The sequence below is a fragment of the Zobellia uliginosa genome (assembly GCF_900156625.1).
GTDB lineage: Bacteria > Bacteroidota > Bacteroidia > Flavobacteriales > Flavobacteriaceae > Zobellia > Zobellia uliginosa.
On the sequence record NZ_FTOB01000007.1, the window covers coordinates 172,847 to 196,407 of the forward strand.

Annotated in this window: 22 protein-coding genes; 17 read left to right on the top strand and 5 right to left on the bottom strand. The window is 44.0% G+C overall.

Annotated features, from left to right (window positions below; all coding sequences use genetic code 11):
• The first annotated feature begins 188 nt into the window (after positions 1-188).
• The 3 genes from BW980_RS19225 (at position 189) to BW980_RS19235 (ending at position 6,905) form a co-directional block, all read left to right on the top strand.
• Complete coding sequence (locus BW980_RS19225; RefSeq protein ID WP_083690549.1) at positions 189-3,326, top strand: SusC/RagA family TonB-linked outer membrane protein; 3,138 nt, start codon at positions 189-191, stop codon at positions 3,324-3,326.
• Between the two features lie 11 nt (positions 3,327-3,337).
• The gene (locus BW980_RS19230; protein WP_083690550.1) at positions 3,338-4,990 is read left to right on the top strand and encodes a RagB/SusD family nutrient uptake outer membrane protein; all 1,653 of its coding nucleotides are present in this window, start codon (positions 3,338-3,340) and stop codon (positions 4,988-4,990) included.
• A gap of 97 nt (positions 4,991-5,087) precedes the next feature.
• Positions 5,088-6,905: a hypothetical protein gene (locus BW980_RS19235; RefSeq protein WP_076456784.1), complete on the top strand. Its 1,818-nt coding sequence runs from the start codon at positions 5,088-5,090 to the stop codon at positions 6,903-6,905.
• Positions 6,906-7,278: 373 nt separating this feature from the next.
• Here BW980_RS19235 and BW980_RS19240 read toward each other — a convergent pair whose 3' ends face one another.
• The 3 genes from BW980_RS19240 to BW980_RS19250 all read right to left on the bottom strand — a co-directional run bounded on the left by BW980_RS19240 (position 7,279) and on the right by BW980_RS19250 (position 9,176).
• Positions 7,279-7,812 carry a GNAT family N-acetyltransferase gene (locus BW980_RS19240; RefSeq protein ID WP_139327739.1) on the bottom strand — a complete coding sequence of 178 codons (534 nt, stop codon included), beginning with the start codon at positions 7,810-7,812 and terminating at the stop codon, positions 7,279-7,281.
• Positions 7,813-7,903: 91 nt separating this feature from the next.
• Entirely contained in the window at positions 7,904-8,452 is a 549-nt protein-coding gene (locus tag BW980_RS19245; RefSeq protein ID WP_076456785.1) for a type ISP restriction/modification enzyme, read from the bottom strand.
• Positions 8,442-9,176 (bottom strand): DUF542 domain-containing protein, encoded by a 735-nt coding sequence (locus BW980_RS19250; protein WP_245800112.1) that lies wholly within the window; start codon positions 9,174-9,176, stop codon positions 8,442-8,444. Before BW980_RS19250 ends, BW980_RS19245 begins: the two co-directional genes overlap by 11 nt.
• Positions 9,177-9,738: 562 nt before the next feature.
• On the opposite strand from BW980_RS19250, the gene BW980_RS19255 reads away from it, so the two are divergent.
• From BW980_RS19255 to BW980_RS19320, 14 genes are all read left to right on the top strand, one after another.
• Positions 9,739-10,632: a LysR family transcriptional regulator gene (locus BW980_RS19255; protein ID WP_076456787.1), complete on the top strand. Its 894-nt coding sequence runs from the start codon at positions 9,739-9,741 to the stop codon at positions 10,630-10,632.
• Positions 10,633-10,865: 233 nt separating this feature from the next.
• Positions 10,866-11,501 carry a peroxiredoxin gene (locus BW980_RS19260; protein WP_076456788.1) on the top strand — a complete coding sequence of 212 codons (636 nt, stop codon included), beginning with the start codon at positions 10,866-10,868 and terminating at the stop codon, positions 11,499-11,501.
• A 19-nt stretch (positions 11,502-11,520) separates the two neighbouring features.
• The gene (locus BW980_RS19265) at positions 11,521-13,341 is read left to right on the top strand and encodes an assimilatory sulfite reductase (NADPH) flavoprotein subunit (protein WP_076456789.1); all 1,821 of its coding nucleotides are present in this window, start codon (positions 11,521-11,523) and stop codon (positions 13,339-13,341) included.
• A 41-nt stretch (positions 13,342-13,382) separates the two neighbouring features.
• Positions 13,383-15,083, top strand: a complete 1,701-nt coding sequence (gene cysI, locus BW980_RS19270) for an assimilatory sulfite reductase (NADPH) hemoprotein subunit (RefSeq protein ID WP_076456790.1) — start codon at positions 13,383-13,385, stop codon at positions 15,081-15,083.
• Positions 15,084-15,216: 133 nt separating this feature from the next.
• A complete protein-coding gene (locus BW980_RS19275) occupies positions 15,217-15,651 on the top strand; it encodes an RrF2 family transcriptional regulator (RefSeq protein ID WP_076456791.1) in 435 nt (144 codons plus the stop codon).
• A gap of 87 nt (positions 15,652-15,738) precedes the next feature.
• On the top strand, positions 15,739-16,128 hold the full coding sequence (locus BW980_RS19280) for a group III truncated hemoglobin (protein ID WP_076456792.1): 390 nt from the start codon (positions 15,739-15,741) through the stop codon (positions 16,126-16,128).
• Positions 16,125-16,562 carry a hypothetical protein gene (locus BW980_RS19285; protein ID WP_076456793.1) on the top strand — a complete coding sequence of 146 codons (438 nt, stop codon included), beginning with the start codon at positions 16,125-16,127 and terminating at the stop codon, positions 16,560-16,562. Before BW980_RS19280 ends, BW980_RS19285 begins: the two co-directional genes overlap by 4 nt.
• Before the next feature lie 3 nt (positions 16,563-16,565).
• A complete protein-coding gene (locus BW980_RS19290; RefSeq protein WP_076456794.1) occupies positions 16,566-17,480 on the top strand; it encodes a tryptophan 2,3-dioxygenase family protein in 915 nt (304 codons plus the stop codon).
• A 252-nt stretch (positions 17,481-17,732) separates the two neighbouring features.
• Complete coding sequence (locus BW980_RS19295) at positions 17,733-18,278, top strand: M23 family metallopeptidase (protein WP_076456795.1); 546 nt, start codon at positions 17,733-17,735, stop codon at positions 18,276-18,278.
• Between the two features lie 251 nt (positions 18,279-18,529).
• Positions 18,530-19,945 carry an MBL fold metallo-hydrolase gene (locus BW980_RS19300; protein WP_076456796.1) on the top strand — a complete coding sequence of 472 codons (1,416 nt, stop codon included), beginning with the start codon at positions 18,530-18,532 and terminating at the stop codon, positions 19,943-19,945.
• A gap of 160 nt (positions 19,946-20,105) precedes the next feature.
• Positions 20,106-20,450: a rhodanese-like domain-containing protein gene (locus BW980_RS19305; RefSeq protein ID WP_076456797.1), complete on the top strand. Its 345-nt coding sequence runs from the start codon at positions 20,106-20,108 to the stop codon at positions 20,448-20,450.
• 51 nt (positions 20,451-20,501) lie between these two features.
• Positions 20,502-20,774, top strand: coding sequence for a heavy-metal-associated domain-containing protein (locus BW980_RS19310; protein ID WP_076456798.1), 273 nt, complete (start codon positions 20,502-20,504; stop codon positions 20,772-20,774).
• Positions 20,775-20,862: 88 nt separating this feature from the next.
• Positions 20,863-21,072: a YgaP family membrane protein gene (locus BW980_RS19315; RefSeq protein ID WP_076456799.1), complete on the top strand. Its 210-nt coding sequence runs from the start codon at positions 20,863-20,865 to the stop codon at positions 21,070-21,072.
• 81 nt (positions 21,073-21,153) lie between these two features.
• Entirely contained in the window at positions 21,154-21,786 is a 633-nt protein-coding gene (locus BW980_RS19320; RefSeq protein WP_076456800.1) for a Crp/Fnr family transcriptional regulator, read from the top strand.
• Positions 21,787-21,953: 167 nt separating this feature from the next.
• On the opposite strand, the gene BW980_RS19325 is transcribed toward BW980_RS19320, so the two are convergent.
• Together BW980_RS19325 and BW980_RS19330 are read right to left on the bottom strand one after the other, a co-directional pair.
• Complete coding sequence (locus BW980_RS19325) at positions 21,954-22,550, bottom strand: mobile mystery protein B (RefSeq protein WP_076456801.1); 597 nt, start codon at positions 22,548-22,550, stop codon at positions 21,954-21,956.
• Entirely contained in the window at positions 22,541-23,002 is a 462-nt protein-coding gene (locus tag BW980_RS19330) for a mobile mystery protein A (protein ID WP_076456802.1), read from the bottom strand. Before BW980_RS19330 ends, BW980_RS19325 begins: the two co-directional genes overlap by 10 nt.
• Between the last annotated feature and the right edge of the window lie 559 nt (positions 23,003-23,561).

The window sequence follows — 23,561 nt, forward strand, 5'->3', positions numbered from 1 at the left end:
ATAACCCGGGAATTTAAAAAAGCAACACTTTAAAAAATAGACTTATGGAATAAATAGAAAAAACTTGACTAGCAAAGCGATCACAATGACGACTTTATTTCTGCATCAGGAAGGAATAAAACAATCGGGAAATAGACCAATACTCCCGATAGGTACAGTACAAAAAATAAATAACTAAAAGTATAGATATGAAAATACCAACTCTATCAGAATTGAACTATGGTTCGAGAACGGGGCTCGTCATATTGTTGACGGTTTCGTTCATTGAATTACAGGCAATGGGGTATCATAACCCCATCGAGTGGGATACCCTTGAAAACGAAAAAATCTTCGAAGACCCCGAAGGTGAAGTTTACGAAGATGCAGGGGATTCTGTTGCCGATACGGGATCCCACACTTCAGATAGTCCAGACATTGCAAGAAGTGTTTTTGGGCAGCAATTAAAAGTAAGTGGCACGATTACCGATACGGACGGACAACCACTGCCCGGGGCGAGTATTGTGGAGAAAGGAACCTCTAACGGAACCCAGACCGATTTCGATGGAAACTTTACCCTGGAGCTTACCGATGGAAATGCAATTTTAATTGTTTCCTACATTGGTTTTGCTACACAGGAAATAAGGGTCGATGGGCAGGACAATATAAGTGCGGCCCTCGAAGAGAGCGCGGCCGGATTGGACGAAGTGGTAGTGGTCGGTTTTGGAACCCAGAAGAAGGTCAACCTTACGGGGGCTGTAGCAACAATGGGGTCTGAAAATTTGGAAAATCGACCGGTTACCAACGTTTCTTCGGCCTTACAAGGTCAAATGCCTGGTGTTACGGTGCTTCAATCTTCCGGTGAGCCCGGTAGGGACGGCGCTTCAATCCGAATTAGGGGTGTAGGTACGATGAACAATGCCAACCCTATGGTCTTGGTAGACGGAATAGAGTCTAGTATGGATGACGTTAATCCCAACGATATTGATAATATCAGTGTATTAAAGGATGCGGCTTCGGCGGCCATCTATGGTACCAGGGCCGCCAATGGGGTAATCCTCATAACGACCAAAAGGGGGAAAGTAGGGAAACCTTCTTTTTCGTACAGGGGATATACAGGTGTGCAAAAGCCAACCTATACCCCTGAGTTTCTCAATTCCTATGAATATGCCAAACTGAGGAACGAAGGCTTGGTGAATGAAGGGGCTACACCACAGTTCAGCGACTCCGACCTTGAAAAGTTGAGAACGGGATCGGATCCTGTAAATTTCGCCGATACCGATTGGATGGATTTGCTGTATCGCGGATCGGGCATGGTTCAAAGTCATGACATCAGTGTTTCGGGAGGAACCGAAAACACAAAATATCTGGTATCACTCGGATATTTCAATCAAGAAGGAATCGTTAAGAACACTAATTTTGATCGATACAACCTTAGGGTCAACCTCGATACCAAGGTCAGTAAGGCCTTTACCCTAGGGCTGAATACATCAATTTCCCAAAGGGAGATCAATAGGCCTAATGGCGATTTTTTCGTTTATCCACACCGTACCCCTCCCAATATTTCGGTGAAATTGGCCGATGGTTCATGGAACCATTATTTCAATAACAACCCTATCGCCCTTATAGAAGAAGGCGGAAAACATACGACCAAGGATACGCACGTGTTGACTACTTTGTTCGGTGTATTTACCATAGCCAAAGGCCTGACGCTAAAAGGGGTGTTGGCAGCGGATTTCAATTTTGACGACCAATCTAGGCACACCAAACAGTTTATATGGGGCGATGGCACCAATAGTGGGGCGAATTCCATTGAAAATGAACTGGATCGGTCCAGAAACATCACTTCACAGGCCATCCTGAATTATAAAGAGGATTTTGGGGCCCATAGTATCGATTTTCTTGCCGGGGCATCGCAAGAATCCTTTACTCGCGATTTTGACGGATTGTCACGGATCAATTTGCCTAATAATGAACTTACCGAGATCAACGCCGGTTCAAAAGAAGGTCAATCTACAGAAGGGTTCGGGGTAGAATCGACGCTCCGCTCTTTTTTCGGTAGGGCCAATTACTCCTTTAACGATAAATATTTGTTCGAGGCCAATTTGCGTTACGATGGTTCTTCAAAATTCGCAAAAAGTGATAGATGGGGATTGTTCCCTTCCGTTTCGGCTGCGTGGAGAATATCGCAAGAGTCTTTTTTGTCCGAGGCGTCTTGGTTGAATAATTTCAAACTTCGGGCTTCATGGGGAAAATTAGGAAACCATCGTATCGGTGACTATGAATACATACCTAAGATAGCAACTAGTGTCAACTATAGTTTTTTCGACGAAGTGGCCGATGGGGTAGCCGAGGTCGTTGCCGTAAACGAGAACCTGACGTGGGAAACCAATACCAGCTATAATCTAGGTTTGGATTTAAGTTTGTTAGAAGGAAAGGTGCGGTTTTCCGCCGACTATTACAACAGGTTAACAGAGGATATTCTAACTCCGGTACCGGTGTCACAAATATTTGGTTTGCCCGCACCTCTGGTAAATGCTGGGGCAATGCGAAATAAAGGCATTGAATTCGTTATCGGTACATCAAAGATTCAAGGTGACTTTACCTACGATTTATCGTTCAACATTGGCTTCAACGATAACAATGTTGAAAAATACGCTAAACCTGACAAGAGCAATGATCGTATACGGGAAGAAGGATCACCTTGGAACGCCTATTACGGATACGAGTCCATCGGATTCTTCCAAACCGACGAAGAGGTCTTGAACGACCCGAAAGTGGTGGGGGCGCCCATCCAAAAAGGGGATCTGAAATTTAAGGACCAAAACGGCGATGGGGAAATTAATGCCGACGACCGAGTGGTCTTGGGGAGTGATATCCCAGGAACTTCCTATGGTGTGAACCTAAGTTTTAGGTATAAGAATTTTGACCTGTCTATGTTCGGAATCGGTGCGGCGGATGTTTACGGCCTTTTGAACGACCAAGTAGAGTTTCCATTTGTAAACGGAGGGAAGGCACAAGTGAGACATTTAGATCGTTGGACTCCCGAAACCCCTAATGCAGCGTATCCGATTACCCATATCAATCAATGGCACAACTACGAGGCTTCGACCTTCAACGTTAGGGATGCAAGCTATTTCAGGCTAAAAAATGTTCAGGTAGGGTATAACATGCCAACAGAAGTTTTAGAAACTTTGGGCGTCTCCAAATTGAGATTGTACCTAAGTGCCGAGAACCTATTTACCATTTCAAAATTCTCAAAGGACTTTGATCCTGAAAGCCCTGATAATGCCTGGACAAATTATACCCCGGTCAAAATTTTCAGCGGAGGTATTGTAATTAATCTTTAAAATTTTTCATCATGATATCTAATAGACATTTAATAGGAATTGCCTTGATATTCTTAATGGGGTCGTGTTCAAAAGATTTTTTGGATGTAGCTCCTAAAGACCAACTTTCAGATGCTACGTTTTGGAAAACCGAAAACGATGCCGATCTCGCCTTGGTCGGCGCATATGGTACCCAGACCACGGATGCATTCCCCAATTTTTTTGATTGGAACGAAAAAAGTTCAAGTTGGGAATCTTCGTGGAATATCAACTTTATGGATTTAATGACCGATAACGGATACTCCCAATTCATATGGGACGGTGTTCAAACATCGGGAAACGGACAGGTAAATCCATCCGATAGGAATATGCACAATTTTTTCAAATACGACCGAATCACAAAATACAACACCTTTTTGGAGAATATCGATAGGGTTGAAATGGATGCAGAAAAAAGAAGTAGGTACAAGGCCGAAGTGAGGTTTTTACGGGCTTATGACTATTTTAAAAAAGTGATGTGGTATGGTGATGTACCTTTGGTTACCGCCAGTATTGCAGATCCGCAAGAGGCGAATTTGACACGTGACCCAAAAGAGGAAGTTGTAGCCTTTATTCTTAGCGAATTGGGTGAAATTGCCCCTGACTTACCGGTGCAAGATGCTATTGAGTCAGGCGGACATGCCACTAGGGGAGCGGCACTGGCGTTAAAGGCAAGGCTTGAATTGTACGAGAAAATGTACCCGGAGGCAATGGTAGATGCCAAGGCTGTAATGGACATGGGGGTGTATGAATTGTACCAAGATGGGCCGACCGCTTATTACGACATGTTCCTTTCAAAAAATGAAGGAGTGAACAAAGAGGTAATAATGGCGGTTCAGCATATACAAAATGAATTCCCTTCAAGCGTAATGCAACATTTGCTGTCAGGCGAAGATGGGGGATGGTCCTCTATCAATGCCGTACAGAGTATTGTAGATGCTTATGAAACCATAGATGGCAAGACCATCGATGACCCTAGCTCGGTTTATGATCCCGATAAACCTTTTGAGAATCGAGACCCAAGATTGAGTATGACCGTGCGCCATGCCGGTGTAGAATGGAGTGGAGGGTTCTTTGATCCCTTCAATTCGGAAAGTAACGACTTCCATGCCGTTGCGGTCGGACCGAATAGTGGTTATGGGGTCAATAAATATGCCGAGATCGTACCGACGGCGGACTTGTTGAACGGTGATGTAAATGTCGTGGTGTTCCGTCTTGGGGAAATGTTGTTGACCTACGCCGAAGCGGCCATAGAGAGCAATCAAATCAACGATGACGTTTACGATGCCCTTGACCGGTTAAGGGTTCGTGCAGGTATGCCGGTAGTGGATCGGGCAGTTTATGATAGCCAAGAAAAACTAAGGGAACTGGTTCGCCGTGAACGTCGGGTAGAACTTGCTTTTGAAGGTTTACGCCACTACGATATTAAGCGTTGGGATATTGGCGACCAAGTGATTCCAGGTCCCTTATACGGTAGCCGTACAGGTTCGGTCGATCCGGTAAGCGGAGAGGTTACCCTAGACGATGAAAGTACACGTATAATTTTGGAGGAAAGGGTCTTTCTGCCTTCCCGTAATTACCTGTTGCCTATTCCTCAGGCGGAAATCGATGCGAACCCGAATATGGTACAGAACCCGGGGTATTGATGATCTGGCACTAGAAGTTCCTTTAGTATTACGTCTTGTTCAAGATGAAATACAGGTTCTAGATAGAATATCTTTTAAAATTCAAAAAATAACAAACATGAAAAGAAGGGATTTTATTGCGTTGTCAGGAGTTGGGGTAGGTTCGTCACTATTTGCATATCCGACGATTGATTCGTTGTTTAAGAATAGAATTAAATGGGAAAAAACAGGAGCCAACGGATTATTTCATCAAGTAAGTTGTGATACTATTCCCTTAGTGGGATCGAAACAGTTGGGGCTCTTGAATGCCAATATACGTATTTCCGATAGCGGGCATCGAACAACCCTAAATCCAGAAAATGATCGCGTAAGGTTGAAAAGTCTAAAATTGAATCTGGCACATCGACTTAAAACATCCGGTTTGTTTGGTGAAGATGTATTGGAAGCAACACTTTCAATCGAAAATCAGAGCCATGATGCCGTCTTTACGGACGTTGCCTTTACAACTGCGGCACAACCCTCTACTAAGGTAGACAAACAAAAGATTTATATACCTATATCCGCTACGGCACTTAACAAAGATCCCAGACATGCAGAATTTGGCAGTGGCGATTTCTTACAGGAGTGCGAGCAAAAAATAGGCGAAGGCAGTTTTAGTTGTCATTATTTGGAACCTATGGCCAGTAGCCCAAATGAGCGAAAGACCAAAGCCTTGCTATTGGCTCCGGTGATTCATATTGAAAATGATAGTTCAAAGTGGAAAGTTGCCCTCTTTACGCCTTCTGACCAACCCTATCGATTCGGGACAATCAAGGATGGTGAAAAAAAAATTGGTTGGGAAGCAAGACGCGCAATTGAAATAAAAGCGAATCAAAAATTGGAATTGAAATGTTATCTACATTGCCATAAAGGAGAGGCGGATACGGCATGGAAGGCATTCCATAAATTAGCCCACACCGATGAGTTGAAACCTATCGGTTGGTTGAATGACGTAAAGGTACATTATTACGATTTCTTATCATCGGCCAAAGGTCAATACGGTTTAAGGGGCGACGGGTATGAAGCTGATATTTCGTATTTTAGGGACTTCCAAATAGGACTGGCAACGCAGCATGGATATTATCCATATATAGGAGATTTTTTAGATCCCAATCGTAAAGATTGGTTGGCCATGCAAGGAGATGCGGCCGGCCCGGCCCATATGTCTATACAAAAAATGAAGGATCGTATAAGCGCTACACGAAAAGCGGGTTCCCGTGCAGCGGTTTATATGCATACCGTTCTTTTTGATGAGGGGTCTCCATTATTCAGTTCTCTTCAAGATTCTATTTTGATCGACCCTAAAGGCGAAAAAAAAGGTTTTAAATGGGTTGGCCCCGACACGGCAAAGCAAAATTGGTGGATGTCTTTTGCCGCTGCGAATTGGAGAAATCATTTACTAAAACAAGTGGAATATATTATGGAAATATTGGATCCGGATGCCATTGTGTTTGACGAGACTTTTGTTTGTCTTGGTTATGACCACCATTCTGATCGTAAGGGACCGTTGTCTACCTATAGTATACCTTTATTCAAAGAAATTCGTAATTTGATTCGTTCTTTTGGAGAGGACAAAGCCTTGATTACTAGTGATTGTGGTGGTTCTAACATGGTTATGTGGGCCGATGCAGATGGAGGGGATCACTCATATCCACAATTACTTGGTAATCCCCTTTACCGGGAAAAGCCAATACGATATAAGGCGGCCCTAGGTCAAAAACCTTGGGTACCCTGCTCATGGCATTTCCTTAAAATGTGGGATGAGCAAATTGATCTGGCCAAAAAAACAGGTAGTGCGATAGGCGTTTCGAATGGATGGATAGAATTCAACGGTCTCCATGGCCTCGATGAAGAAACAAGAGGTAAGTTGATCAAAGATATTAACGGGCTGTATTGAACCGATGAACTTTAAATGTAGCTTTTCTATTTCGATAGTTTCAGCCTTGGGCGGACTTTTATTTGCTTGCTAATGGGGGGCATAAGTGGTACAAAACCTTTGGGTTTTACGGCTTTTTCCTTCGTGTTTTCGGCGTTGGGTACGGGTTGGTTCGATAGCTTTTGACTGTTTATTCTCTTTGAGGTTCTTGGTGTTAGCTATTGCGGTTTACGCCCTCACGTTGGTACCTGTGTTTTGGTAGCTATAATGTTTCCTAACTGGGTATGGGAAGCCCTTAATAAATACCACACCAAAATAACCTAGATTTTAAGGTGTGTAGATTAAAGAAATGCCCCCGACCTCTAGAAGGTTGGGGGCATATGCTTTTACGGGCTTAGGCTTCATCGAGCCTTATCTCGAACAGGCATACATCCGCGCCGTGATAGTGTGTCGGTAGGCCCTCGGTGTTTTTTAGCTTTTTTATTCCCAAAAAATCAAAGCCACAGCGCGAATAGTGATCGATCAACCTTTGGTTATTGCCGCAGGTATCCATTCTTATAAATTGTTTGTCTTGCCCTTTGGCAAATCCTACGGCCCAATCCACAATGATTTTTACAAAGTCGTTGCCCCTAAAATCAGGGTTTGTGGCAATCCTATGGATGTATATGGAAACAGGGTTGTCATCTTCTTCCCAAATATTCGGATCGCTGAAGGTTATCGCCCAAACACAGGCAATCTGATCGTCGATCAGTAATTTAAACTGTCTGTTCTCTGTAATTTCACCACGTATCAGGGCTTCCTCAAAAACGGGCCATTGGTTTTCGGGGAATTTGATTTTCTGAAAATCGGTAGCGAGTTTGTAGAGTTCGAAAATCTTTGAAATATCTTCCTTTGTACAGTTTTGTATCTCTATTCTTTTTCGATTCATCTAGGTTGGTATTCTTTTTTAGCAACTCTTTTGCTGTACAGGTCCATCATTTCCCTTTCGTGTCTAAGGTAAATCTTTTCTATGGACTTGGTTATCCGGTGGCGAGGGCTATTTCCTTTAAAATGTGTGCTATGTCTTCCTTGTGTTTTTCAATAAGGGGGGCTTGCAACCTATGATATGCCCTGAGCTCTAAGCCAAGGCCCGCCAATTGCCAAAAAAAGTTGGGATCCTTGGGATAGGGGATACGAAACGAATCGTCTTTAGGGCTCGTATTGTGAGCTTTGTGATAGGTGGGCGAATGCCATATTGCGTAAATGTAGCCCATTAGGTCTTTGTGGTCAAAGGTGTCTTTGTACTCGTTTCGGACTTCGGGATGGTTGGCCATACACACGTTTCCGTGTTCGTCTTTTTCGGGAACAAAGCTCAGTCCTAATTGCCTTTCTATGTTTGGGACAATTTCAGGGCCAAGGTCAAAGGGGGCAGGGGCCTTCTCCGGGCTTTCAATGGTAAGGGGCTTGAGTAGGGCTTCTACGTTTTTTACATAGGCCCTAAGCGTAGCACCGGAAACGCAAAAATCGGCTTTTGTTTCCGGTGATTCCCCAATGTTTTTTGATGCTTTGCCATCGGCCTTATAGTTCATGTTTCAGTTCTTTTTCCAAGGTCTTGATTTTGGGGAAAAGGATGTTGTTCTCTAAATGGATATGTACCAAGAGGTCGTTCACGAATTCTTGAAGTGCCGTAAAGGCGGTTTTGTAGGCATCGCGGCCATCCTCGGGTAGGGCATAGTTGTTGGTTAGTTCCACAATATGACTGAAACGCTCGCTTTCCGTCTTGTGGGCGTTCTTCATCTTTAAAACAGGGTTTTTTAGGCTTCCGAATTGACTCTTGGTCAATTTCACCCTTGAGTGTTCGGCCTTTACCATTTTACGGACAGACGGAAAAAGAAAGAGTTCTTCATTTTCCATTTGGCTCGAAAATTTCATGACGGAATCATTGAACTGCTTGGAAAGGGCTATGAGTTCAGGATGTTTTTCACCACTTGTTTCGGCAAGTTCCTCTAACTGCGCCTTGACGATCGGAGCGTTTTTCTTTATGTAGCGGTGATGTTTTTTTTCAATATAATCGACTAGCAGGTCTAAAGGCCAAGATACAAAGTCGATGTTTTCCTCGCTTTCGAGGTTTTGAATGGCTTCTACCTCCTCTAGTAGGAGTTGGGCATCTAGTTGATGTTCTTCGGCGACTTGTGGGATCGTTCTATTTCCTAAAAAATAAAAATTGATTCCGTGCTTTTTGAAGATTTTGATCGTGCGAAAATCCTCGGCAACGATTTGTCCGATAGGTTTTTTCGATAAAATATGCATCATTGATTTGAAGTTAAGTAAGGGGGCAGCTTGTTGACATGGACTTTAGCCGCAGGCTGCCCCAAAATAGCTGCTTGCCACGTAGCAGACATGTTCGGGTTTATTCATGACGATTGTTACAACAAGGCAAGGCCCGTGAAAAACAATCTAGGTTGTTAAAAGAATATTTTTTGTATCAAAGCTTGTCAAAGCTTCTATTATTGCAGGAAATTCAGGGTTGACAAAAGATTGATATCGGTTGAACTACAAAAATAATAAATTGATCGTATTTGAGGGCTATGTAGATTCATCCTAATTTGATTTAATGCTTCGGTTTTATGTCGAAACGGTCTGTGTTCGCGGTCGGATGCCTCTATTTTTTTCTGTGGTAAAAAGTAAGGAGGAGATGCTGCCCCTTGAAGAATAATGTTCGAAAATTCTTTTTTATGTCCCTTATTTATAGGGAGTAGAAACCCTTCAGAAGGGCCTGGGCGCTTGACAGAAGCTACTGATGAAAGGGGAGAACGGTCGTCCTTAAATTGTAGGGTTTCGGTTTTCCGTTGAGGAAATATACGTATTATTGTACATGTTCGATTTTCGCTTAAAAGTTTTTTATACCGTTGCAAGAAGGCTCAACTTTACCAAGGCGGCCGAGGAGCTGCTGATATCGCAACCCGCGGTAACCAAGCATATCAAAGAATTGGAAAGCGCTTTCAACTTGGCACTTTTTGATCGAAAGGGGAACAAGGTCGTGCTCTCCCCCGCAGGGGAGGTATTGCTGAAACATACCGAGGATATCATGGATATCTACAGGCAAATCGAATTTGACCTGAACCAGTTTAACCAAACCCTCAAAGGGGTATTGCACATAGGTTCAAGTACCTCCATTACCCAATACATCCTCCCGCCCTTGTTGGCCCGGTTCCACAGTATACATCAAGACGTAAAGGTGGAGTTGCTCAGCGGTAATTCCGAACAGATAGAACAGGCCCTTTTGAACAAGAGTATAGAGCTTGGGGTCGTTGAGGGAAAATCCAAAAGACGTGAAATCCACTATACCCCGTTCTTGAAAGATGAGATCGTTTTGGTGTGCAGTAGTAAGAACCATTTGATCAAAAAAGAAGAGATCCGTCCCGAGGAACTAAAAAACATCCCCTTGCTTCTTAGGGAGCCAGGGTCGGGAACCTTGGAAGTGATCGCCAATGCCCTAAAGGAAAAAGGGATTCGTTTGGCCGACCTAAAAATTGAAATGCAACTGGGCAGTACGGAAGCGATCAAGTCGTACCTTCAGCATTCCGATTGTATGGCTTTCTTGTCTTTGCATGCCGTTCTTAAGGAGCTTGAGGGTAATGAGCTGAAAATAATAGAAATCAAAAAAATGCCCATTCCCAGACATTTTTACTTTATTACCCCACAGGGTCCCGAAGGCGGTTTACCGGCCTTGTTGATCCAGTTCTTGATCCGAAATCACAAATTGTAAAACCCCATTGTAGAAGCAGGTCTAAACAAAAGTTTATCGCGTTCAGGGGCTCCTTCCCTACATTTTATCATAACTATTTTATTGAAAATCTCGCGTTACTATAACTTCAGGTTATTGTGAATTAAAATTTGCTATGAGCGATTCATCGAGCTGGCGGTTACCTTTGTCTTCACGGAAAGCTAGAACCGACAGGTACGATGCTTTAATATATAACCAAAATAAAACGTAAAAAGATGAGTTTAAGAATTGGAGACTACGCACCTAATTTTTCGGCCCAGACCACGCTAGGGGAGATCGATTTTCACCAATGGTTGGGAGATAGCTGGGGAATCATTTATTCCCACCCCGCCGACTTTACCCCTGTCTGTACCACAGAGCTTGGCCGTACCGCACAGCTAAAAGACGAATTTGAAAAAAGGGGCACCAAGGTAGCCGCGATAAGTACCGATGATTTAGATTCCCATATCGGTTGGATCGGTGATATCAACGAAACACAAAACACTCAGGTTGAGTTTCCTATAATTGCCGATGCCGATAAAAAGGTAGCTACGCTCTATAACATGATCCACCCTAAATTCTCTACCACGGCAACCGTACGTTCGGTGTATTTTATAGATCCCGACAAAAAGATACAGGCCATTATTACCTATCCGGCCTCTACCGGAAGGAATTTTGCCGAAATCTTACGCGTACTCGATTCCCTACAGCTTACGGCCGAACACAGTGTGGCTACACCTGTAGATTGGGAGCTAGGGCAAGATGTTATTATTTCCCCTTCGGTAAAGCAGGAAGATGTCGAGGCTAAATTCCCAAAAGGACATCGCCTTATAAAGCCTTATTTGAGGTATACGCCACAGCCTAACAAATAACCTGAAATTATTATAAAGCATGGAACTGAAAAAGGGATTGGAAAGGGGGCCGTTCAACGATCGGCAGGCGGAAAAACTCAGCGAAGCCCTGTCGGGACTCGATACGGAACAGCTTTCTTGGCTTAGCGGATATTTTTCGGGTCTTGGCCAAACCTTGGCGACAACTGCGGTTTCGACCGATACGAATGAAGGTATTCCCGCCAAGGCCCTTGGCGAAGCGAAGCCTGAAAAACTGAATATTTTGTTCGGAACCCATACGGGAAACAGTGAGGGCCTGGCCCAAAACCTTGCCCTTGAAGCCAAGGCAAGAGGGATAGAGGTAGAGGTTTCCGATATGGCTTCCTTTAAGACCCGTGAGCTGAAGAAAATCAAAAACCTGGCCGTAATCGTGAGTACCCACGGATTGGGCGAACCGCCGGTTCAGGCCGAGGACCTTCATAAATACCTTCACGGTAAAAAGGCACCCGATCTTTCCCACCTCCATTTTTCGGTTCTAGCGCTTGGCGATAGCAGTTATGTCGATTTCTGCCAGACCGGTAAGGATTTTGACGCCGTTCTGGAGAAATTGGGGGCAAAGCGACTCGCACCGCGTCAAGATTGCGATGTAGATTATGAGGAAACAGCGGAGGCGTGGCAAAAAACACTTTTAGACAGCCTTGTAAAGTTAACTCCCGAAACGGGCGCCCCAATTGCCCCGAGCAATGAAACCGCAACGGTCGGGGAGGTGAAGTACTCCCGGAAAAACCGCTTTGAGGCGACGGTTTTGGAAAAGATAAACCTTAACGGAAAAGGCTCCTCGAAAGAGACGGTACATATTGAATTGGACCTGGAAGGTTCGGGCCTAAAGTATGAGCCTGGAGATGCTCTGGGCGTATACGGCAGCAATTCCCCAAAATTTGTCCAATCTGTTTTAGAGGTAACCGAGCTATCCGGCGAAGAACTGGTAGAAAGCCATGCGGGGGAAAAAACCTTGCGCGATGCCCTGAGCTACGATTATGAACTCACGCCCTTGTCTAAAACTACCCTATCGAAATATGCCGAGTTGACCGACAGTGCGCGGTTAAAGAACATCTTGGCCGACCCTACCTCGGTTCCTGAATACCTTCAAGGGCGCGATATCTTGGATTTGCTCAAAGAGGAAGCCCACGATTTTTCGGCCAAGGAACTGATCTCGGTCCTACGGAAAAATACCCCCCGCATGTACTCGATCGCTTCTTCGCAAGAGGCCGTAGAAGACGAAGTGCACCTATTGGTGTCGGTAGTGCGCTATCAAGCCTATGGGAGGGATAAGGAGGGACTCTGTTCGACAACCATTGCCGACCGCTTGGAAGTGGGCGACAAGGTAGAGGTATTTGTCGACAAGAACACCCGTTTTAAGCTTCCGGAAAACCCTGATGCCCCTATTATAATGGTAGGACCAGGTACGGGGGTTGCGCCTTTTAGGGCCTTTATGCAACAGCTTGAGGTGTCGGAAAAAAGAGTGCCTTCGTGGCTTTTCTTTGGCGATCGGAATTTTACCACCGACTTCCTTTACCAAACCGAATGGCAACAATACCTGAAAGAAGGGGTACTGACCAAGGCCGATGTGGCCTTTTCCCGAGACCAGGAAGACAAACAGTACGTGCAGCACAGAATGTTGGAAAATGGCAAGGAATTGTTCGATTGGCTGGAAAACGGCGCCCATTTTTATGTTTGCGGCGATGCCCAAAAAATGGCCAAGGACGTAGACCTCGCCCTAAAACAGATCATTCAGCAGCAGGGAGGCGTAACCCTTGAAAAAGCGGAGGAATATGTTAAAAACCTTCAATTGGCAAACCGATACCAAGCGGATATTTATTAACTCGGTCGGGTATTGATGGCAACGGCCCGAAAAATTCATATATGGACAAACAATTTGCACAAGATAATTTGTCGGAAGACGAACATATCAAAGATAAAAGTGATTTCCTTAGGGGAAGCATAAAGGAAAGCCTAAAGGATCGTTTAACAGGGGCCTTAGACCCCGACGATGTCAAGCTTATCAAATATCACGGGTCGTACCAACAATACGACAGGGACCTCGAGAGCGAGCGGAAGCAACAAAAATTGGAGCCCCTATACCAGTTCATGGTCAGGGTAAGGGCCGCTGGTGGGATCACCACCCCAGGGCAATGGTTGGCCCTCGACAATCTTTCCGATGAACACGGCAACGGTACACTGAAACTGACCACAAGGCAATCCTTTCAGTTTCACGGCATATTAAAGCGAGGCCTGAAACCGACGATCCAGGCCGTGAACGAGGTGTTGTTGAGCACCCTGGCGACCTGTGGCGACGTAAACCGAAATGTCATGTGCAATCCTAACCCCTATCAATCGGCCATACACCAAGAGGTCTATGCGCTCGCCGGTGAGATAAGTAATTATTTTCTTCCCAAGACCACGGCCTATCACGAAATCTGGCTCGACAAGGAAAAAGTGGCGGGAACCCCCGATTTTGAACCTCTCTATCACCACACCTATTTGCCCCGAAAATTTAAGATCGCCCTGGCCATTCCGCCCCATAACGATATCGACGTCTTTGCCAATGACCTCGGGCTGATTGCCATTGAGGAAAACAATAAGCTGAAAGGCTTTAATATTTGTGTCGGAGGCGGACTTGGAAGTACGCTAGGGAACAAGGCCACTTACCCACGGCTGGCCGATGTCATAGGTTTTGCTCCCAAAAACAAGGTCATAGAAGTGGCGGAAACCATAATCGGCATCCAAAGGGATTACGGGAACCGATCCGACCGCAAGTTGTCCAGGCTAAAACATACCATAGACGATAGGGGGCTCGATTGGTTCGTAAACGAGCTGAACACCCGATTGGGATGGAAGCTCCAGAGTCCGAAACCCTATCGGTTTGTGTCGAATGGCGATACGTATGGCTGGCTCAAAGGGATCAACCAAAAATGGTTCTATACCTTGTTCGTAGAACACGGAAGGGTCAAGAACGAAGAGGGCTATACCTTAAAAAAGGCGCTAAGGGAAATCGCCCATATCCATAAGGGGGACTTTAGACTTACGGGAAACCAAAACCTGATCATTGGAAACGTAGAGGAAAAAGATAAGGCAGGCATAGAGGCCATCTTAAGGAATCACGGAATCAAAGACCACAGAAAGCTTACCGGCCTCCGAAAAAACTCCATGGCCTGCGTAGCCTTGGGTACGTGCGGACTCGCCTTTGCCGAATCGGAACGCTACCTTCCGTCCTTGATAGACAAGCTTGATATAATTATGGGGAAATATGGACTTGAGGAAGACGAGATCAATATTCGAATGACCGGCTGCCCCAATAATTGTGCCCGTTCTTCCCTCGGGGAAATTGGTTTCGTGGGCCGTGCCATTGGACGCTATAACCTGTACTTAGGGGCCAGCCACAATGGCGATAGGCTAAATTCGCTCTACAGGGAAATGTTGTCGGAGGAGGATATTCTTGCGGAATTGGAACCCATTATTGCGGCCTATGCCCAAGAGCGGGAAGCCAAGGAAACCTTCGGCGATTTTGTCATCCGAAAGGAAATCGTGGAAACCAGCCATCGCCCGCTACAGTTGCTTCAATAGGGGAGGGACGCATACCGACAATTCGATGACGTAAAGTGGATATGCTAAGGTTTCAACACGGGTAATTCTTTATTCCGATAATTTTGTCCGAAATAAAAAAGCATTTATCTTTGCCGTATCCAATAGAGAAAAAATGTTTTCGAAAGCTTGTGAATACGGTATCAGGGCAACGACCTATATCGCCCTACAGTCCATGCAAAACAGAAGGGTAAGCCTAAAGGAGATTTCCGAAGAAATCGGATCTCCTACGGCATTTACGGCCAAGGTGCTCCATCAATTGGCCAAGAACAACATCTTGGATTCTACCAAGGGGCCTTCGGGCGGATTTCAGATTGCAAAGGATAAGATCGACGGTATAAAACTGGGCGATGTGGTCTTTGCTATCGATGGTGATGCTATCTATGAGGGGTGCGGACTGGGCTTGGATGAATGTAGTAACGATTGGCCTTGCCCCGTACACGATAAGTTTGCCGTGGTTCGCGATGAACTAAAACATATGTTGGAGCATACCAGCCTCCTTGAATTGGCAACAGGTTTGGAAACTGGGGAAACCTATTTAAAAAGGTAAAAACCTTCCCATTAATGATGATATAATGGTCAAAATATCTAAATCTGTAAGCTGGCGGAAGCCCAAACACCTAAAAGCCCTTTTTTGATGAAACGAGAGATACTGCATTTGGAAGATGTGCAACTTTTGGTAGACACCTTTTATTCCAAGGTAAGGCAAGATGGGCTATTGGGGCCCATTTTTGAAAATGTGATCCAAGACCAATGGTCGAAGCACCTGAATAAAATGTACACTTTTTGGCAAACCGTACTCTTGGGTGAACATACGTATTCGGGACATCCGTTTATGCCCCATATCGATCTTCCGATTGAAAAGCGGCATTTCGAGCGCTGGCTTGAACTTTTCTACCAAACTTTGGACGAAAACTTTGAAGGGGAAAATGCAGATGAAGCCAAATGGAGGGCGGCGAAGATGGCCGAAATGTTCCTATATAAACTCACCTATATTAGAAATTCAGGTTCAACCCATCTCATATGACCCTAAAAGTCAAGTATCCCCTGGCATTGGCGTCCGTGTTTCTGTGGATCGGTTTCGTGGGGGCCATTAGTTTTATGGAAGCCTGGCTGAAATTTAGGGCACCGGGAATTACAATTCCCTTGGGCCTCGGTATAGGGCGCTTGGTTTTCAATGCCCTCAACAAGGTCGAATGGGTCTTGGCCCTCGTGGTTTTCATCAACCTTCTAATCGTAAATGACGGGGTTTTTTCCAAAAGGAACATCACTTATTTTCTTGCGCTCTTGGGCTTATCGATTCAAACAGGCTGGCTTTTGCCGGCATTGGACCTTCGGGCGGAACTGCTTATTCAAAACTTAGAGCCGGGAGCTTCATATCTTCATTTTTATTATGTCGGGATTGAGATGGTCAAAATACTTTGCCTCTTTATCTTTGGCGTCAAACTTTTTAAAACCTAAGAAATGTCCGATACAGGAATTAAAATCAAGGAAAAGTACGAACAGCTGGGAGAGAACCCTGAAACCTATCTTGAGGGACTTCTGCATGCCAAACCCATTAATTACTGGGATTATGTACAGGTCGATACCTTGCTTTCGCTTCAAAAACCCCGTACGGATTTTAAGGACGAAACGATCTTTATCATGTACCATCAGGTGACGGAGCTTTTGCTAAAGATGATGCGCCACGAATTGGAACAGATCGTTGATGAGGAGAAGATTACCGAAACATTTTTATTGACCAAATTAGGAAGGGTCAACCGCTATACCACCATGCTGATCACTTCTTTCGATATCATGAAAGACGGTATGGATTATGACGATTACAATCAATTCAGAAAGGCTTTGGCACCGGCCAGTGGCTTTCAGAGTGCCCAGTTCCGTTATATCGAAATTCTATGTACAAGCCTTGGAAACCTGGTCAATGACGAAGGAAAAAAAAGGTTGCCTAGCGAAGCCACGGTCGAAGATTACTTTGAACAAATCTATTGGAAGGATGCCGGACTGAACCGAAAAACGGGCAAAAAGACCCTGACGATGGAGCAGTTTGAGGAAAAATACCTCGAAAGCCTGATGGCCTGGGCCAAAAAGGTTCAGGGCCGTACGGTTGAAGACAGGGTGTTAGAGTTGAAAAATCCGTCCGTAGAGCTTACCGAAAAGCTTAGGGAATTCGACCGGCTTTACAATATAGAATGGCCCTTGGTACATTTAAGGACGGCGGAACACTATCTGAACAGCAAAGGAGAGAACAAGGCCGCTACAGGGGGCTCGGAATGGAAAAAATACCTACACCCCAAATACCAACAACGCAAGTTTTTCCCGCTCTTGTGGACCGAGAATGAAAAAAAGCACTGGGGGGAAACCGCAGACCTTAAGTAGGGAAACTGGGGTAGGGGACATAAGGAAGTATAAAAGGGGGCTTTCCCTTTCGACATCGACCGGTATTGTGGCCGGCTTTTGCCTATACTCATAGATGTCCCGATTTTTTGGGTTCCAAAGAAACCAGACCTTAATTGCCCCTTTGGCTACTAGGTTTACACCGCTTCAAAACCTGTTTAGGGGATGCAATGGGGTAAATCGGTATATTTGATATTGAACCCCTTGGTTTTAGAGGTTTGAAAAAGGTTGACAATGGATTACTTCAAGAATGCTTGGCTCTACTTGCTCGTAGTTACGGTTTTTACTTCCTGTGGAAAGGACACGGTTGATACTTCGCCCCTTGTATTGTCACATGTCCCCATAGATTTTTCAAAATTACAATCCGTTGTGGCTTTTGGGGAAGAGATCAATGCTGAAAAGAAGAGTCCGGCCATAGAATACATCCTTCTCGATGCCAATGCCGATATCCGTGCCATGGCATCGGGCTATGTTGAAGCTTTGGTCATGAACGAAGGCATTGCCGATTATGAAATACGGGTAAGAAATAAGAAATCGCCCGACTGGCTGATTATTTATGACCATGTTTTAGATGTAAAGGTTTCCGAGGGCGACCCTATTGATCCGGGAATGGTTTTAGGTAAGGTAGGAATCGGTCAACGAACCGAAATACAGCTCAATATAAAGACGAAGGGAACTGAATTGTCGTATTGTCCCTTGAGCAATGCAAGCCCTGAATTTGTAAGCGAACACCAAGCGTTTAAGTCAGATTGGTGTCTTGAAGATTCGGTAGTGCCATAGAAGGTGTGCCGAGCCGCCTAGATAGAACTTCCCTATGTAAACATAAGGGCCGTAACCGCTGCTTTTTAAAGGTAGAAACCGATACCATCCTTTTGGTGGTGTAGGTCGTAAAAAGACCCCATTTATTTTTTTTGAAACTGACGAAGGTCATATTTGGCCTCGGGAAAAATGCTAAGCTTTGTAACTAAAGTTACTTCGCAGATTATCAATCCGTTGTAATTTTATCCTAATTAAAAATAAAGTAAAGCATAATGAAGATAGAACAAATTTATACGGGATGTTTGGCACATGCGGCCTATTACTTGGAAAGCAATGGGGAGGCAGCTATTTTTGATCCACTTCGTGAGGTGCAACCTTATATCGATAGGGCAGAAAGTGACCATGCAAAAATTAAATACGTATTCGAGACCCATTTTCACGCCGATTTTGTGAGTGGCCATTTAGACCTGAAAAAGAAAACGGGGGCCGAGATCGTTTTTGGCCCTACCGCAAAACCGGGTTATGATGCCTTGATTGCCGAAGACGGTCAAATTTTTACCGTGGGAGCCTATAAGGTAAAGGTCATCCACACTCCAGGGCATACCATGGAGAGTACTACATATCTCTTGATCGACGAAAAAGGAAGGGAACACGGACTCATTACGGGAGATACCCTTTTTATTGGCGATGTCGGTAGGCCGGATCTGGCCCAACACGTAGTGGCCGACCTGACGGAAGAGAAATTGGCGGGCCATCTTTACGATTCGCTCCGCAATAAGATCATGCCCTTAGACGATAAGCTGATCATATACCCTAACCACGGTGCAGGTTCTGCTTGTGGAAAGAAGATGAGCAAGCAGACGACGGACACCCTACGTCACCAAAAAGCAACCAATTATGCCCTACGTGCCGATATGACCAAGGAAGAGTTCATTAAGGAATTGTTGACGGGCCTGACCACGCCTCCGAGCTATTTTCCGCAAAACGTTATGATGAACATTAAGGGTTACGATAGCTTGGATACGGTTATGGACCGTGCCAAAAAACCGCTATCGGCCGAAGCCTTTGAAGTACTTGCCAATGAAACCGGAGCGTTGTTGCTCGATACCAGGGATGCTAAGGATTTTGCCAAGGGCTTTGTTCCCAACAGCGTTAATATAGGTCTTGATGGAAGTTTTGCCCAATGGGTGGGGGAAATGATCCCCGATGTAAAACAGGAAATTTTACTGATTACCTATCCCGGTAAACAAGAAGAGGCCATTACCCGATTGTCGCGCGTAGGTTATGACAATACCATAGGCTATCTCAAAGAAGGATTCGATACTTGGACAAACGCCGATAAAGAAATTGAAACCGTTGACCGTATAACTCCCCGAGAATTGGAATTGGCCTATGCTTCGGAAAAACCGCTGATCATCGATGTACGGAAGAAAAGCGAATTCGATTCCGAACATGTTATCGGGGCGATCAATGTTCCGCTTAATGAAATCAATAGGAACCTGGCCCGTTTTCCAAAAGATCGGCCCTTTGTCATCCATTGTGCGGGCGGGTATAGGAGTATGATCGCAGCGTCTATTTTAAAGCAAAGGGGTTGGGACGATTTTGTAGATGTCGCCGGCGGATTTGACGAGATAAAAAATACAGGGGTACGAATATCGGAATACGTTTGCCCGACCACGCTACTCTAAAACCCTAGCTTGAATACCGGCAATTTCCTTTAGGTAAGATCGGAATGTCGGGCCATAAAAACTAAAACAGTAATTGAATTTGGTTGGTTATTTTTATGGGAAGCGGTCTTATTGATCAGGCCGTTTCCCTTTTTAAATCCCTTCCCTTAAAATAAAAACTATGTCATTCTTAAGTACAATATTCGGTCATAAAAACGAAGCATCCGATAAAATAGTGGTCTTGGACAAAATCGACTATGCCGCGGCCATTTACGATAAAAAGGTGCAATTGGTAGATGTGCGAACAGCTAATGAATTCAACGGCGGGCACATCAAGGGCGCTAAGAACATCGATTTTTTCAATGCGGCCAATTTTGAAATTTCTTTTTCAAAACTTGATAAAACAAAGCCGGTCTACATCTATTGCCGTTCAGGGGCAAGAAGCCAGAAGGCCGCCAAAAAATTGCTAGATATGGGCTTCTCGCAAATCTTTGACTTGAAAGGAGGCTACTCAAGGTGGTCATAAATGCTATACGAAAAACAGGTTTAGATTGATACAATTGAAGGTAAAAACGATATGAAAACAACGATTATAGTACAAAACTTAAAGTGTGGTGGCTGTGCCCATACCATAACTTCCAAAATTTCGGGGATGGAGGGGATATCTGACCTTAGGGTTGATGTCGCATCGGCCAAGGTGTCCTTTGTTCATGAAGATATAAACGATGCCTTAGTGGTAAAAGACCGATTAAAGGCCTTGGGATATCCCTCTATCGAGAGCGATAATTCTATGGCGGCCAAGGCCATTTCCTTCTTTAGCTGTGCAACGGGCAAGATGTCGAAATCGTAAAAAAGACTCCTTGTCAGAGGTTACAGTGTGGGGGCGCTGAGGCGGGATACACGTACAAAGATCTAGAAACAACTAAATTTTATATATTATGAAAGCAAACATGGGGAGTACAGATCGTATTATTAGGATTATTTTCGCAATCATTGTCGCTGTATTATATTGGCAAGATAGTATAGGGGGCGTTTTGGCCTATGTATTATTGGCGGTAGCTGCCATTTTTGTAATCACGAGTTTTGTGGGTTTTTGCCCGCTTTATACCCTCTTTGGCTTTTCAAGCTGTAAAATAAAGGAAGAATAAGGCGTTTTATAAAATGAAACTTGATGGGGAAAAGGAATAAGGAAGGCCGATCGCTTACCGGGAAAAAGACTGGATTTTAGAATGAACCAACATTTAAAAGAGAAGTACGGACATATTTTTGAGAACGACCTTCTTCAGGAAATCGATAGGGTGGCGACCTATAAGGAAATACCCGAAGGGTTCAAGCTTATAGAAATAGGGGAGTTCATTAAATCGATGCCCTTGTTGGTTTCAGGGGTTATCAAAGTGTTACGGGAAGATGAGAAGGGCGATGAACTATTGCTCTATTTTCTCGAACATGGCGAAACCTGTGCCATGACCTTGAGCTGTTGCGTAGGCCATAAAAAAAGCGAGATCCGTGCGGTGGCCGAAACCGAAGCCGTATTGATTATGGTGCCCGTGGGGAAAATGGAGGAATGGATGGCGCAATACCCAAGCTGGCGCAACTTTATTCTACAAAGCTACCACAACCGTCTGAATGAAATGCTCGAAACCTTGGATAGCATCGCATTTTTAAAGATGGATGAACGCCTATTGAAATACCTAAGGGAAAAATCACGGGTTACCGGCAGTACCACCATTAATAGCACCCACCAAGAAATTGCCTACGAACTACATACATCGCGCGTAGTGGTGTCGCGTTTGCTCAAGAAACTTGAGAATATGGGCAAGGTAAAACTACACAGATACCATATTACCCTGGTCGACCTATAAATTTTTCAATAGGGAGGCTTCTTCCTTGTGAAGACGTCCCCTTTAGCTGCCCTAGATAGAACTGTTCAGTGTTCTAGAACTTTATTAAAGCTATTGTTTTTAATTCGTTTGCGGCTAGCCCCAAAGTAATTGAATCAACGGGCAGGGGTTGATTTACAGACCTGGCATTAGTTTTTTGCAAATTCAATTAACGGTTTATAATTGCCATGGTCTGCTTCTCTTAGGGCTTTTATATATTGTTTTCTTATTTCATTAGCTTCAACCATATTTGATTGATGCCAAGAAAATATTTCATTTCCAAATATTGATTCCATAATAATGTCGGCCATCATTCTAGAGTGTCTTCCATTTCCATTTGGAAAGCAATGAATGGATACTATGCGATGTTTAAATCTTATAGCTATTTCTTCAGGTGGAAAAGTTTTGTTTTCTATCCAATACTTAGTGTCGTCCAGTAAATTTTTTAATTCAATTCCAATTTGCGTCCACGGAATTCCAATGTTCTTTTCGGTCTTTCTAAAATTACCAGCCCATTTCCATACATCACCATACATTCTTTTGTGCAAGCCTCTTACAAACTTTTCAGTTAAAATTTTTTCAAGTTTGAATTTGGTATGAATAGTCCATTCCACTGCTTTTTCAATATTCAATTGCTCAAATTCATCTAGTTCTCCTTGAGTAGTAATAGACTTTATTTTAAGACCTTCCTTTTCTTCTTCGTCTAAAGGTGTTTGTCCATCTTTATAATCGAACTCTAATCCCATAATGATTTTTTCATCTCTCGTTTTATTTCGTCAGCAAGTTCTTTTATGGTTTTATTTATTTTTTCATCCCCAATTCCTTGGTTCTCTAATTTCATATTTTGATTCGTCCTTAAAACTATTTTTCGTGCTAGCTGTTCAGCCTTTAAGTTTACTAAGTTTTCAATCGTTCCATCTTTCGGAATAAAGCCATAGATAAATTTCATATTCAAAGCATTACCGACATCTTTTAATTTATTGATGGTTATCTGACCTGTAGCTTCACGTTCCTCGATTTTTTGAATAGCTCCTTTAGTTAAGTTAAGTTTGGTCCCTAATTGGTCCCTCGTCATATTAAGGGTAGTTCTAATAGTATTCACCCATCCCTTTTGTGGGACCAAGACCATTCCGGCATCTTTAAAATTCGCCAATTTTTGGTCTAGTTGTTCTATGAGCAGTTTTTTCTTGTTTCTCATTTGTTAGTATTTGATACATATAAGTATGTAATTTAATTCAAAAGTATACATATAAATATAACATAAAAGAGAATACTTATATGTATATTTTTTATGTTTTAATTATACAAATACGTATTACTAAGTTTGGGGGAAAGTCTAGGTTTTAGATTAATGCCAACGGTCTTGGCTAAACGTAGTTGCGTGGGTTAGCACTAAATTTTGCAAGTACGCACCAAGCTGACACGAGCGCAGCAAACTGGCGCAAGCAAAATCTGCGGGGATTTTCAGAAGTAAGCGAGAACAAGCAATTGCTTATGGCCATTGTGCTTGTTGCGCAACTATGAATTCCATCAATACGTATTTGATAGGTTATTTTTTACGAAATACATCAAAACTACGGAATAGCTTCAATCGGTGTAAGGAACGATGGGAAAGATGGATTGTGAACCGCCATATACAGCCCGTCCCGCACCGACTGCGGGAAGACCCGTATGGCAGGTGGTGTGAGAGGCGCAGTCCGTTCCTAACTAGGGGCGGACCCGTCTACTCGATTGGCGTGTCTTGCATTTTTCCTTTT

Excerpts from the sequence above, each read along its gene's own strand:
- BW980_RS19310 (WP_076456798.1), top strand. The coding sequence starts at position 20,502 with ATGAAAACAACGATTATAGTACAAAACTTAAAGTGTGGTGGCTGTGCC.
- BW980_RS19305 (WP_076456797.1), top strand. The coding sequence starts at position 20,106 with ATGTCATTCTTAAGTACAATATTCGGTCATAAAAACGAAGCATCCGAT.
- BW980_RS19280 (WP_076456792.1), top strand. The coding sequence starts at position 15,739 with ATGAAACGAGAGATACTGCATTTGGAAGATGTGCAACTTTTGGTAGAC.
- BW980_RS19330 (WP_076456802.1), bottom strand. The coding sequence starts at position 23,002 with ATGAGAAACAAGAAAAAACTGCTCATAGAACAACTAGACCAAAAATTG.
- BW980_RS19230 (WP_083690550.1), top strand. The coding sequence starts at position 3,338 with ATGATATCTAATAGACATTTAATAGGAATTGCCTTGATATTCTTAATG.
- cysI (WP_076456790.1), top strand. The coding sequence starts at position 13,383 with ATGGACAAACAATTTGCACAAGATAATTTGTCGGAAGACGAACATATC.
- BW980_RS19260 (WP_076456788.1), top strand. The coding sequence starts at position 10,866 with ATGAGTTTAAGAATTGGAGACTACGCACCTAATTTTTCGGCCCAGACC.
- BW980_RS19275 (WP_076456791.1), top strand. The coding sequence starts at position 15,217 with ATGTTTTCGAAAGCTTGTGAATACGGTATCAGGGCAACGACCTATATC.
- BW980_RS19325 (WP_076456801.1), bottom strand. The coding sequence starts at position 22,550 with ATGGGATTAGAGTTCGATTATAAAGATGGACAAACACCTTTAGACGAA.
- BW980_RS19240 (WP_139327739.1), bottom strand. The coding sequence starts at position 7,812 with ATGAATCGAAAAAGAATAGAGATACAAAACTGTACAAAGGAAGATATT.
- BW980_RS19290 (WP_076456794.1), top strand. The coding sequence starts at position 16,566 with ATGTCCGATACAGGAATTAAAATCAAGGAAAAGTACGAACAGCTGGGA.
- BW980_RS19320 (WP_076456800.1), top strand. The coding sequence starts at position 21,154 with ATGAACCAACATTTAAAAGAGAAGTACGGACATATTTTTGAGAACGAC.
- BW980_RS19295 (WP_076456795.1), top strand. The coding sequence starts at position 17,733 with ATGGATTACTTCAAGAATGCTTGGCTCTACTTGCTCGTAGTTACGGTT.
- BW980_RS19255 (WP_076456787.1), top strand. The coding sequence starts at position 9,739 with ATGTTCGATTTTCGCTTAAAAGTTTTTTATACCGTTGCAAGAAGGCTC.
- BW980_RS19285 (WP_076456793.1), top strand. The coding sequence starts at position 16,125 with ATGACCCTAAAAGTCAAGTATCCCCTGGCATTGGCGTCCGTGTTTCTG.
- BW980_RS19315 (WP_076456799.1), top strand. The coding sequence starts at position 20,863 with ATGAAAGCAAACATGGGGAGTACAGATCGTATTATTAGGATTATTTTC.
- BW980_RS19235 (WP_076456784.1), top strand. The coding sequence starts at position 5,088 with ATGAAAAGAAGGGATTTTATTGCGTTGTCAGGAGTTGGGGTAGGTTCG.
- BW980_RS19265 (WP_076456789.1), top strand. The coding sequence starts at position 11,521 with ATGGAACTGAAAAAGGGATTGGAAAGGGGGCCGTTCAACGATCGGCAG.
- BW980_RS19250 (WP_245800112.1), bottom strand. The coding sequence starts at position 9,176 with ATGATGCATATTTTATCGAAAAAACCTATCGGACAAATCGTTGCCGAG.
- BW980_RS19300 (WP_076456796.1), top strand. The coding sequence starts at position 18,530 with ATGAAGATAGAACAAATTTATACGGGATGTTTGGCACATGCGGCCTAT.
- BW980_RS19245 (WP_076456785.1), bottom strand. The coding sequence starts at position 8,452 with ATGAACTATAAGGCCGATGGCAAAGCATCAAAAAACATTGGGGAATCA.
- BW980_RS19225 (WP_083690549.1), top strand. The coding sequence starts at position 189 with ATGAAAATACCAACTCTATCAGAATTGAACTATGGTTCGAGAACGGGG.